General features: G+C 32.9%; 13 protein-coding genes. 4 read left to right on the forward strand and 9 right to left on the reverse strand.

Going from position 1 to position 12,416, the window contains the following annotated elements; all coding sequences use genetic code 11:
• Position 1: 1 nt before the first annotated feature.
• Entirely contained in the window at positions 2-793 is a 792-nt protein-coding gene (locus tag ID741_RS11350) for a bifunctional hydroxymethylpyrimidine kinase/phosphomethylpyrimidine kinase (RefSeq protein ID WP_438720041.1), read from the reverse strand.
• A gap of 159 nt (positions 794-952) precedes the next feature.
• Here ID741_RS11350 and ID741_RS11355 point away from each other — a divergent pair, with 159 nt between their 5' ends.
• Positions 953-1,579 carry an NAD(P)H-binding protein gene (locus ID741_RS11355; protein ID WP_438720042.1) on the forward strand — a complete coding sequence of 209 codons (627 nt, stop codon included), beginning with the start codon at positions 953-955 and terminating at the stop codon, positions 1,577-1,579.
• 117 nt (positions 1,580-1,696) lie between these two features.
• Complete coding sequence (locus ID741_RS11360) at positions 1,697-2,245, forward strand: hypothetical protein (RefSeq protein WP_438720043.1); 549 nt, start codon at positions 1,697-1,699, stop codon at positions 2,243-2,245.
• Positions 2,246-2,326: 81 nt separating this feature from the next.
• Here ID741_RS11360 and ID741_RS11365 read toward each other — a convergent pair whose 3' ends face one another.
• Positions 2,327-2,551, reverse strand: coding sequence for a hypothetical protein (locus tag ID741_RS11365; RefSeq protein ID WP_218325287.1), 225 nt, complete (start codon positions 2,549-2,551; stop codon positions 2,327-2,329).
• 34 nt (positions 2,552-2,585) lie between these two features.
• Between ID741_RS11365 and ID741_RS11370 the strand changes: the two genes are divergently transcribed.
• Positions 2,586-3,146: a GNAT family N-acetyltransferase gene (locus ID741_RS11370; RefSeq protein ID WP_438720044.1), complete on the forward strand. Its 561-nt coding sequence runs from the start codon at positions 2,586-2,588 to the stop codon at positions 3,144-3,146.
• Positions 3,147-3,222: 76 nt separating this feature from the next.
• Positions 3,223-3,459: a DUF3923 family protein gene (locus ID741_RS11375; RefSeq protein WP_438720045.1), complete on the forward strand. Its 237-nt coding sequence runs from the start codon at positions 3,223-3,225 to the stop codon at positions 3,457-3,459.
• Between the two features lie 261 nt (positions 3,460-3,720).
• On the opposite strand, the gene ID741_RS11380 is transcribed toward ID741_RS11375, so the two are convergent.
• The 7 genes from ID741_RS11380 to pbp4 form a co-directional block, all read right to left on the reverse strand.
• The gene (locus ID741_RS11380) at positions 3,721-4,272 is read right to left on the reverse strand and encodes a restriction endonuclease (RefSeq protein ID WP_438720046.1); all 552 of its coding nucleotides are present in this window, start codon (positions 4,270-4,272) and stop codon (positions 3,721-3,723) included.
• A gap of 454 nt (positions 4,273-4,726) precedes the next feature.
• Positions 4,727-6,607, reverse strand: coding sequence for an asparagine synthase (glutamine-hydrolyzing) (asnB, locus tag ID741_RS11385; RefSeq protein WP_218325291.1), 1,881 nt, complete (start codon positions 6,605-6,607; stop codon positions 4,727-4,729).
• 175 nt (positions 6,608-6,782) lie between these two features.
• Positions 6,783-7,970 (reverse strand): hypothetical protein, encoded by a 1,188-nt coding sequence (locus tag ID741_RS11390; protein WP_438720047.1) that lies wholly within the window; start codon positions 7,968-7,970, stop codon positions 6,783-6,785.
• A 1-nt stretch (position 7,971) separates the two neighbouring features.
• Complete coding sequence (locus tag ID741_RS11395) at positions 7,972-8,811, reverse strand: hypothetical protein (protein ID WP_438720048.1); 840 nt, start codon at positions 8,809-8,811, stop codon at positions 7,972-7,974.
• An 82-nt stretch (positions 8,812-8,893) separates the two neighbouring features.
• A complete protein-coding gene (locus ID741_RS11400) occupies positions 8,894-9,937 on the reverse strand; it encodes a DUF1002 domain-containing protein (RefSeq protein WP_438720049.1) in 1,044 nt (347 codons plus the stop codon).
• 199 nt (positions 9,938-10,136) lie between these two features.
• Entirely contained in the window at positions 10,137-10,319 is a 183-nt protein-coding gene (locus ID741_RS11405; RefSeq protein ID WP_218325294.1) for a hypothetical protein, read from the reverse strand.
• Between the two features lie 54 nt (positions 10,320-10,373).
• On the reverse strand, positions 10,374-12,374 hold the full coding sequence (gene pbp4, locus ID741_RS11410; protein WP_438720050.1) for a penicillin-binding protein PBP4(5): 2,001 nt from the start codon (positions 12,372-12,374) through the stop codon (positions 10,374-10,376).
• Positions 12,375-12,416: the final 42 nt, after the last annotated feature.

Genomic DNA, 12,416 nt, shown 5'->3' on the forward strand with positions numbered 1-12,416 from the left:
ATTAAATATCCTCCAAACTTAAGCCACGCCAAACATTGCCAGCACCATTTTTTAACGTGACGCCTCGTTTTATTGCTTGATATACGAAATCTTTACTATTTAATACAGCATCAAGTAGTGATTGATCTAAAGCTAAGTTAGCTGCAATCGCTGAAGCGAAAGTGCACCCAGCACCATTGACAGTCTTTTTATTAATTTTAGTTTTTTGTAAAACTTGACACTGCGTACCATCAAAAAATAGATCGCAGGCCAATTCTCCAGCTAATCGTTCACCACCTTTAATAATCACCGATTGCGGACCAAAAGAATAAATTTTTTGGGCGGCTTGCTGCATTTCAGCTAGATTACTAATTGATTGTTGGCTTAGAAGTTCAGCTTCCTTCAAGTTTGGTGTAACAATTGTTGCCAATGGAAATAGCTCATTAATTAGTTTTTCACGGTATTGATTATTGTGAATCTCATCAGTTTCTTTAAAAGCTAAAACAGGGTCTAAAACAATGGGCACTTGAGATTCTTGTAAAAATTTCTTGATTAGTGTCATTGTTTCTAAGTTATGAATAAGTCCAATTTTTATCGTATCCAACACCACGTTATTTTGAATTGTATTTAATTGTTTTGCAACTAAATCTGGTTCTACATCATAAATGTTAAATTCATTTTTTAACAGCACAGTGATGCAAGTAATTACCGTTAAACCAAAAGTATCAAAATCTTCAAATGTTTTTAAATCTGCTTGTAAACCACCACCAGCTAAAGTATCAGACCCGGCAATAGTTAAAATATTTTTTGTCATATTATTTACTCCTTGCATATATTATAAGCCTCCTTAAAAAGATGGAAACAGCCAATTGGTTTATTTTCAACTCATCCAATTGTAAGGTAAATCTTTTTAATTGTGTATTTATTTAAAAAAAGTTATGCTTTTTTCATAACTCAAGGAGGCAGTATTAATATGAAGATATTTGTAGCAGGTGCAACAGGTCGTGTCGGACAAATTTTAATTAAACAATTAGCTGATAAAGGTCATACAGTTTATGCTGGTGCAAGAAGAGAAGAAGAAATTGAAAAAAATGAAAAAATTCATCCAGTACACATGAATTTACATTCAACAGTCGCTGAATTAACTAAACTACTATCTGATGTAGAAGTTGTTTATTTCGTAGCAGGATCAAGAGGAAATGATTTGCTTCAAACTGATTTAAACGGTGCTGTAAAATTGATGGAAGCAGCAAACCAAGCAGGAATAGCACGCTTTATTCACTTAAGTGCACTTCATTCGTTAGTACCAGAACAGTGGCCAGAAAGCATTCCAGATTATTACGTGGCAAAATTCTTTTCTGATAAATGGTTAATCGATCAAACAGATTTAGATTACACAATCGTTCAACCTGGTAGTTTAGAAGAAACGGTTGGTAGTGGTAAGATCACAACAAATGTGACTGGTTTCAGTAAAAACTCAATCGAAAATGTTGCCAGTGTATTAGCAGAAGTATTGGACAAACCAAATACAATTAAAAAACTAATTTCGATGGGTGACGGCGATACTCCAATTGAAGAAGCAATCAGAAATATTAAATAATATCGAATTAAAGTAACGGACTATTATAGTTCGTTACTTTTTTCAATTTAGAATGCTCAAAAGACAAATTCATGATAAAATACATAAAGATAATTAAAGAAAAGGGGAGGGAATCGAATGATTAAGCTTAAGCATCTGAGTCGATATTATCGAAAAGAAAAAAATTATTCGAAATCCGAGGCAAGAAAACTTGCTGAAAAAACTCAACCTTCTCTTGAAGCAGCAGAAAATATATACCTATCAATATATGATGAGACGCAACCTAAATTCTATGAAAAGAGTTCAAAAGAAAAAAAATGGTATGCCTATCAATGGGTTAGCTTAATTATCTTCGCCATTTATTTTTTAATTGTTTTAAGAAATGGCTTTTTTACTAGAACAGCTAGTTTCAGTCATTTTTTTTTGTTGGTTTTAGCCGGGAATTTATATAATGCAATCCGTGTGAATTTAAAAATAAATCAAATGTTACATGAACAAAGGATAGCTGCAGTTTTAGAAAGTGATTTAATCGTAAATGAAAAATTAGCGGATGTCGAAAAGCTAAAAAAAAGGATCTTTCGTCAAGAACAAAAGGGAAATGAATTACGCTTAGCTCGAGAAAAACAAGCCAGAGAGTTAGAAATAGTAAAAAAACAAAATAAAAAAGAAACGTCTAAGGATAAATAGGCGCTTCTTTTTTAACTATTAAAGATTAAAATAAAAATATCGCAAAAGAAATAAAAAATTATCAAATCGAGTAGTAAGGGATTATTGATCTTTTATTTTATAAGAAAATGTTGCTTTTTCTTGAGGTACTTGGTCATCAAGATTAAATAATAAATGTTCATTGTTTTGTTCGTCATGAACTATAATTAATTTCCCTTTTAAATTTTTCCGACGATCTTCTTCGATTTGAGCTGTACGAATCAATTCTTTCTCATCTTTGCTAGAAGCTAATGCATTTCCTAAATTAAAAAAGATAGTTTCTTCCATAATAAATCCTCCATTCATTTTAAGGAGCCAAAACATGTATCTAACTGATAATCAGATTGAAATAAAGAGTATCACAAAAAAACAATTATTTGAACTATGGTCATTAGCATATAACAAATCAGCTGATTTGTCATGGCGTAAATATGATGATCCTTATATACCGAATCCACTTTTCTTGACTTGGGAAACTTTCCAAACTGATTTAGCAGAAAAAATGTTGGAAAATCCTCATTGTGGATTGATCTATTTTGATAAGAAAATCATTGGTTTAGTTACTGCTTATTGGAAAGATGGGCAATTACAGCGTTGGTTAGAAGTGGGCATTGTTGTCTATGACTTTGAATTTCGGAATCATGGTATCGGAGAAAAAAGTCTTCGCTTATGGATCACTTACTTATTTCAGTTACATCTACATATTCAACACATCGGATTGTCTACTTGGTCGGGAAACCATAGCATGATTCAATTAGCAAAAAAATTAAAATTAGTCGAAGAAGCTTGTATTCCTAAAGTCCGTTTTTACCGAAATAACTATTATGATGCTCTTCAATATGGCATTTTAAAACCCGATTGGCAAAAATTAAATAATCTATAAATTTTCTTAAGAAGATATGCTAAAATATAATTATGTAGTTGCTTTGCCAATTAAATTTGAAAAGTAGGGTAGAAAGATGAAAATTTGGTGGTGTTTAAATGTTGTTTGGTTGCTACTATTTGGATATGGTGCTTATTGGTTTTTGACCCAAAAAAATGACTGGACAGGGACGCCACAGACATTGGAAAGCCGAATTTTATCAATTATCGCCTTAGTTGTTGTTTTCTTAGTTATATTATTAATTCAATTGATTATTGGTTTTTTTATTGCAAAGCATAAAAACAAAAAAAGACAGCAAACAAATCAAGTTTAGCAAAGTCATCAATTAATCTGATGACTTTTTTTGTTTAAAATGAATACGGAACAAAATAGAGATTTTCTAGAAGAGCACGTTGGCTAAACGACCTGAAGGGGGACAGCTACAAACGGATTTCTGGTATTAAGAAACAGCAGCAGTCCCAACAACGATTCTAGAGTGTAAAGAAGGTATTATGTAGCAATCAAATGCCAAGTTCAAATTTTTATAAAAAATCATAAATTATCCAGTATGATAAAGATACACGGCAAATATTTTTTACTTAGCTACAGACTGTTCTAATGAGACTTTTTCTATCAATCTAGTTATTGTGTTTCTATCCCAAAGTTCGACGTTATTTCTTTTTGCTAATTCTTGTGCAGGTTTTGTAAAATAATTGTTAGTTATAACCACGGCAATATCCAATGAATAATATCCAATTCCAGCATGAACTTCCTGAATTGCTTTATTACCAACTTTTTTCTTCCAGCGCTTGCATTGAAATCCATATTTAATACCATTTTTTGTAGCTATGATGTCAATTCCTTGGTCATATTTAGGTGTTAATTTTATGTTTTGAAACTCGTTTTTCTTTAAAAGATAAGAAATGTATTCTTCAAAATCATAGCCGGTCATCACGTCAATTGACTCTAATTGAGCGCGAGAAAAACGTTTTTTCTTACTAATTATAGGGTAAAAAGTTGTAAAAAGAGCAACTAGAATTATTATAATTGCCAGATAGAAAATATATGGTGATAATGTGCCTAAATGAAAATATAAGACAATAAGCGCAATTCCCAAAATAATCCCTGAAAAAGAGTCTGATTTCATAAAAAAATCCTTTCTTTCTTGTTAAATTAGGGACAGTATATCATATTTTAAATAGTTATTAATGATAATAATAGGAATATTTTTTTTGTTCTTACTTTTGATTCTTCAAGGCGTTTTAGAATAAGCTTCGGATAGAAAGATTTTTATAAAGGTGAAATAGTTAGTAATTAGATTATTAACTAGATTCATAGATTATTAAAGTCTGGCTGGATATTGCTGATTTACCAGATAAGTTTTAAATATAGCTTTGTATAATGTATATTATGTAAACTAAGTAGTAAAAAAGCGAATATCTTTTTATAAAGTGCAACAAATAACACTTATATATATTTTCCCTTTTTATATAAAATAGTTTTCAAACTTTTTTTGAGTTCATTTATACACCATGTATTGCCAATTTTTTTATTCATTTAAAAAAAGCCTCAGATTTATTCGTTATCTGAGGCTTTCTAAACTATGCTATTTGTTCAACAACTGGTTTTTCTCCATCATTTATGAAGTAAACTTGATACCATGTTAAAAATGTATAAATCGTCCAAATTTTACGACGTTCATTATTTTTTTCTTTATAATTGTCATCTAATAGTTGAATGATTTTGTCTTGATCAAAAAATTCTTTTACAAAATCTTGTTGGAAAACGTCTCGTACAAGTTTGTAATATTTTTCTTCTCGTAACCAATCTTTAATTGGTACTGGGAAACCTAATTTTTCACGATTATACCACTCTTCGGGTAAATGACGTGCTGCCGCTTGACGGAAAGCAAATTTAGTATTTTCCGGTGTAATTAAATATTTTGTTGGCACATTTTGAGCGACTTTCATCATTTCTTTGTCTAACAACGGAACGCGTACTTCTAAGGAATTCGCCATAGCTAGTTTGTCAGCTTTAAGCAAAATATCTTTTGGCATCCATTGATGTAAATCTAAGTATTGCATTTTCTTCACTTCTGATAAGTCTTGTGCTTTAGCGTAAACTGGCGCCACAATTTCTTGAACAGATTTGCTGTCTTGATATTTTGTTTGTAAATAATCATCTGCTTCACTTTCTTCAAAAACACGTGCTTGGCCAATGAAAAATTCTTCCGCCGGAGCTAAATTTGTATATAAATGTAGCGCACCTTTAAAAGTTTTTCCCTTCAAGCTTCTTGCGATCGAATAACGCATTTTCTTAGGTAATTTTTTCAATCCTTCAGCAACAACTTTCACTGTTTTAGAACGAGTATTTACACCATAAGCTTGATAACCAGCAAATAGTTCATCTGCTCCTTCCCCACTTAAAGCAACCCGTACATCACGACTTGCTAATTCAGTTAGAAAATAAAGTGGGACACATGATGGATTCGAATCCGGTTCATCTAAATGATATTGAATCAATGGGAAATATTCAAAAGCTTCTTCCCCAGTGACAACTCTAGAAACATTTTTTAAATCAATTAAGTCAGTTAACTTTTTAGCTTCAACTGATTCATTATAGGTTTTGTCACCAAAGCCTATTGAATACGAATGTTCAGGTCTCAAAACGGCTGTTACATAACTTGAGTCAACACCTGAAGATAAGAAAGATCCGACTTCTACATCAGCAATTCGATGTGCCTCAACTGATTCGACGACGGTTTTGTCGATTAGGTCAATTGTTTCTTCAAGGTTCATATTGCTTTCACCTTCAGAGACATCCCAGTATTCTTGAATATCTAATTTGCCATCTTTGTAAGTAAAATAATGACCTTCTTTAATGCGATAAACATTTTTGAAGAAAGTTTCATCTAAGGCAGAGTATTGGAAAGTTAAATATGGTTTTAAGGCTTCTTCATTTAATTCTTTCACAAAATTTGGATGTTTCAAAAAGCTTTTAATTTCTGACCCGTACATGAAAGTACCATTCATTTCTGTATAATAAAGCGGCTTAATACCAAAATGATCTCTTGCACCAAATAATTCTTGTTTTTCAGTATCCCAGATGACAAAAGCAAACATCCCGCGGATAATTTGTAATAGATCCACACCATATTCTTCATATCCATGTAACAACACTTCTGTATCGCTATGGGTTGTAAAAATGTGCCCTTTTTTTATTAAGTCTTCACGAATACTTTGGTAATTATATATTTCACCATTAAAAGTAATGATTTTTGTTTTATCTTCATTATAGATTGGTTGAGTCCCACCTTCTAAGTCAATAATACTTAGTCGTCTGAAGCCTAGCGCCACGCCTTTATCAATAAATTGTCCAGAGCTATTAGGGCCTCGATGAACAATCGTATCCATCATTGCTTTGATGTTTTTTTCTTTATCCGTAACTGCGCTGCGGTCTACAAAGCCGACAATCCCACACATATCTTAAAACCCTCTTCCAATTTTTTTTCACAGTACTTAAAATACACTATTTGGATCATAAATGAAATACTTTTGTGTCAACTCAGGTATTATACCATAGGAGTTTTAAACTTTTTAAAAGGTTTGACTAAAATAAATGACAAAAGCAGCGGACTTATAATCCACTGCTTTCCTTTTATTGAGTCATTGCTAAATCAACTAAATATTGATACGTACCAAAGAACTCAATTAATGATTTATTTGTGTAACCAGAATTGATTTTAAGTGTTGCAGCATCCTCTTCTACTTGTTGCTTGATGGTTACAGTTTGTTCGTTTTCTAGAGCAACTAGGTATTCATCCTCAGCTAATTTTTGGAAATCGTGTCTTTCGTTATTCATAGCAGTTATAAAGATATCATCCAATACTTCTTCAGAAATAGTATGAGGTAACTGGTAGTCTAAGTTTAACGGTTTGCTATTGTCTAACAAATTATCTTCAATTTCAAAGCCTAATTGTTTCATGTTTGCTAAGACTGTATTGATTTCAAAGCTGAAGAACGAAATTTGACCACTTGTAAAAATATGGTGACTAAAGCAACCTGTTAAGATTTCCAAAACAGCCTCGTCAGAAATGATCACTTTTTGATTACCAGGGAAAACATCCATCAGTGGAATGTATTGATTTAATAAACGATCATCACTTCTTGGTAAAATTAGTTCAAAGGAAATCATTTCATTATCGATCAATTGATAACTAAGTTCAAAATGCTTGGTTTCCCAAACAGAATATTGATGATCAGACAAACGTAAATCATGTTTTTCTAATGGTTTTAACAATTCATACGTGAAATATTCCAATAATGCATCTTCAGCAATTGCAGAAATTGGTAAGGTTTTAATAATGAAAACTTGATTGAAGAAGCTCATTAGTTCATTGAAATCTGATTCCATCAATTGTTTGCGGAATTTTAAATCAGCTAATTCTCTTTCAGCTTCATCAATTAAGCTCAGCAGATCTCCATAAGTCGTTTGTCTAAGATCTTGATAGGTTGGCAATGAATATGTCTGCTCTTTTGGAATTTCTTCTAATTCAGTTGTTTCTTCCTCTTCAATTAACTCAAGATCTTCATTAATTTCGGCTAGTTCTTCTGGTTCTTCTATTTCGTTCACTTCTTCGGCTTCAATTACTTCCTCAGACAGTGTTTCAGTAACGTTTGCTTCATCTAATTCAGGTGTCTCTAGTGCGTCAGCTTCAGCATTTTTTTGCTCAAAATCAGCTTCTCGTTCTTCGGCCGCTTGTAAAACATCAACTGGAATGGTCACACGATCTTCTTCAACTAGTGAATCATAAATTTTATTGAATCTATTTTTTTCTTCGCTCATTCTATTCGCCTCCAATCTTCAAAAAGTTTTGATTGAATATTTGGAGCTGTTCTTCCATGTTTTTGACATCATTAAAATATTTTTTGATTAGACGTAACTCTTTGATGGCAATCGCTTGTTCCAGCATTAGAGCTTTAATTTGCTGATTTAATTCGTTGGTTGGATTGACCGAATGGTTTTCATTGGTCAAATATGGCTGCCATTTTTTTATTTCCGCTTGCAGGTCGTCATATTTATCATCTAAATCAAGTAAATCCTCTTCGATCTTTTTGCGATTACGGAAGGTTTTACTAGCTTCCAGCTCTTCTTTTTCATCATTAATTTGATCAATTAAATTCTCTAATTTTTTTATTTCAGTCGTTGCAAGAATTTTTTTAGCTTCAAAATCATCTTCTTTATTTTGGAGACGTTTGATTTCATTCTCGTAAAAACCAGTTTCAACTTGTTCCCACTGTTGTTTAATTTCAGGTAAAACAGTAATTTCTGGTTGCGTCGCATCAATTTCAATGACTGTTCGGTCACGGTAGTAGGAGCTGATTTGGTAATCCATTAGGACTGGTGATACTTTTTTTCGTAGAATCATAAAAGGAAAAGTCTTAATGAATTCACGATCAATTTTACTGGTCAAGAAATTGTCAATTTCATGGTTTGCATTACTTGATTGTTGGATTGATACAGGTAACTCTTGCCAATAGATTTGATACACAGCACCCATGTCTTCTTCATCCATCGCTTTTTCTAGTCGTTGAATTTTCGACATTAATCCGCCTAAAACATCTGAAGCTGATTCCTTTACGGTATCAAAAGAACTGTCGGGTTGTAAATTATCATTTTGAGTCAATGTTGACCCTCCTAACTTCTTCATTTGTTTAATAGTATCATTTTTTCAGCGAATTGGTTATTGAAAACGCCAATAATTTTGATTAATTTGTTAAGTTAGTAAAGAAATTCTTGATCGTATTCCATAAATTAGTGAAAAATCCTTGATTATCTTCAATTGTACCCTTTAATTGATCACCAAAACTACCTAATTTATCAGTGATTTTATTAAGATTATCTTTGAAATCACTACTGATTTTATCCAACTGCGCAATTGATTCTGCGTCTAGCACACCATCAGTGGTTTGATATCTTTCAGCTAATGAAACAAGTTTATCAATGTCAGCTTGTGATATATATTGGGTTAAATTATTATTTTGAATAGCATTATTTACAATTGTGGTAATTTGAGTAGTCGAAGCATTCGACCTATTTTGCTCTTTTAAATCAGCTAATTCTTGTTTAATTTCAACTAATGTTTGATTTAATTGAGATTTGTATGCTTCATCAGCTTGGTCTTGTTCACTACTTGATAAAGTAGAATCATTTGAACTATTGGCACTATCGATAATATTTTGTGAAACATCAGAAGTTGTATCTAATTCGTCTTGTGCAAGTTGTGCTCGATTAGTATCAATGGTTTCACCATTTGCTTCAAAAGCTTTATAGACACCTGTTAAAGCACTTTCTCCGGTTACTTTCACAACACTAGCAACTTTGACTGAAGCATCAGTAATCCCAGCGGTTACAAGCGGATTTTTATATTGATCTGCTGAAATTTGAGTAATGTTTGCTGGTGTTAAGATATCAACCGTAATCCCTGAGCCACTATCGGTACGATTTACGACAACAGAGCTGAGCATCACGCTATCATCTCCACTACCAGAGCCTAAATACTTAATTAAATCAGCACCAGTTGCTGTTTGTTGATTCACTTCACTTGAGGTAATGCCTAACACATTCATTGTTTCTGTTAGTTGACTATTGCTGAGGCCAGCACCTGCTACAAAAGTTGGTTTGCCCCAGCGTTCATCAATAACCGTGCCATTATTTGTAGTAGAAGCTTCTACTTTTTGATTAGTGGCAATAATACCTGCTCCTAAGGACATAGTTAAACTTGCTAAAAGAATATATTTATGAAATTTCAATTTATGTTTCCTCCTAAATATTGATAATTCTATTTTACATGAAGCCAATTACCTGTATAGCTAGATCGACTTTCTTTAAGTAATTATTTAGCAAGATTAGGTTTATTTAAGAAAATTTTCAAACTAAAGTCGGATGTTTTTTCTTTAAAAATAAAAAAACCATTTTAGCTTCTGTTTCCTCACTAAAATGGTCTCATATTTATTTTTCCTTTGTAAGAAAGTGAATGACACCTTCATCGTCACGGGTTAAAAATGTCGTTTCTTTTAAATAGGAAAATTGCAATTCTTGAATGGTCTTGTCAGTAATCATTTTTTCATATCCTGCAAAAATTTCCCGAATATATTTTTTATAAGTTTGTTTTTTTCTCTGTCTCTTGTTCATCTTGCACCATCCTTCAGATGTTATAGTATCAATCTTAACGCTTATGCTCAAGTATTATTGATAATTTTCTGAAAGATAGGTTAATAAATCTCCTGATCTACCTACTGCACTATCCCCATCTTGAGCATTCTCCAAGAAATTCAAAACAGAGTACGCTTGATTACTGGTATCGAAAGCGTATAAGAAACTATTTTCTTGTCCTTTTGTATCTTGTTCGGTTTTAATTTCAGCAGTCCCTGTCTTAGCGGCAATTGGTAAACCTAAGCTATTCAATATATACGCTGTTCCATTAGGATCAGTCACAACAGCCTGCATATCAGTTGTAACTGTTGTTGCCGAACTTTCTTTAATAGCAGCTTTTTTGGTCTTTGTCTCTTTTGAAGCTAATAGTTTTGGATATACAAGTGTTCCCTTATTAGGAAGTACAGAATAAGTCGTGATTTGTTGAATTGGGTTTAATAACAATTGTCCTTGTCCATATCCAGTATCTGCTAATAAAATGTCTGAAGAAAATGTACCGTCATTAGAAATTTGTGCTGGATTCATAGAAATAGGCAAATCTAATTTTTCGCCAAAAATAAATTTATCCAAACCTGCTAAAAAGGTTTTGCTACCCATTTTTAATGTTTGTTGGGCCATATAAATATTATCTGAATAAACCAATGCCGTCTCTAAATCAACTGGTGAAACTTCACTAACTCTGGTAATTTGATAACCGCCCCAAGTACTATCTTCTTGCCATTTTAAACCATCAATCGCTATTTCTTCACTGGGATTCAGTGTACCCGCATCTAAACCGATTGAAGCAGTAATTGTTTTAAAGGTTGAACCTGGCGCATAACCAGTTGAAAATCGGTTTGAAAATGGTAGGTTGGCATCGTTATTATAGGCATCATAATCAGTTTGGCTGATCCCATTTGTCATTAAGTTGGGATCAAAACTCGGTGAGCTAGCTAGAACTAACAAATCACCTGACTTTGGTGCCATTGCGACACTTGATCCAGGTTGCCCACCTAATGATTGATAGGCTACTTGCTGTGCCTGACTGTCAATTGTTAATTTAATATTTTTTCCATCTTTTTTATTCACCTTTTGTAAGACTTTTTTCTGGTCACCATTTTTATCGTTAATTACTAAAGTACCACCATCAGTTCCTCGCAATTGTTTATCATAGGATAGTTCTAAACCGGCACGCCCAATCACAGAACCTGATACTAAAGCATTATTTTTTTCGATATCTTCTGCTGTTGCTTTACCCACGTAACCAGTTAATTGTGCTGCAGCCTCACCTAGTGGATAATTTCGCCCCGTTGCCTCCTGATAATCCAATTCTTCTGGTAAATCTTCAGGAAGGCTGTTAACAGTTGCCAATGGGACGAAAGAATCATCCTCTACCCAACCCTGATCCAATGCAGTATTGATTTCATCCGTGGTCAAACCAGTATAGGTAGCAATTTCTTCAATGGCTGTATTTTTCCCACTGCCTGAACCTAATTTAACCGGGGTCACACCTAATCTGTATACTGTTCCATTGGCAGCAATTGCAGCATCATTACGATCTAAAATCTCACCACGAACAGCCGGATCATTTTGGTAACTGACGGTATCTTTACCTGACATCGTCGGAAAAATTAGATCTGGTTTCCAATTGATTTTTTTATTTTGATCAGAAAAAGTACCACTGTAATTATTCTTTAGACTTCCTAATCCAGTACTAAAACTTAATTCATAGGAAAAGTCGTCACCTTTGATTTTTATGTCTGAAATTTTTACATTGTTTGCACCAATTCCTGTAAAAACAGCTTGGTATTTTTCATTCACTGCTTTTTTCGAATAGTTTTTCTGCGTTTTAGCATCGATTGTAATGTAGTTAGAAAGCTGGTCGTAATTTTGGTTTTTTAATGCCTTAGTAAAGGCAGTGATGGTCTCTTCACCAGTCTTTTTTGCCGTTCTAGCTTGGAAAGTAGTATAACCTAGAAAGCCAGCAGCACCGATAGCGATGGCAGCCAATCCTATTATCATGATTTTTTTATTGTTTTTTTCATTTTTTTTCATTTTTAAATTCCTTCCTAGCAAATACTCACATCTTTCATTATA

The organism is Enterococcus sp. AZ103 (assembly GCF_051714685.1).
In the GTDB taxonomy this organism is placed as follows: Bacteria; Bacillota; Bacilli; order Lactobacillales; family Enterococcaceae; genus Enterococcus_A; species Enterococcus_A alishanensis.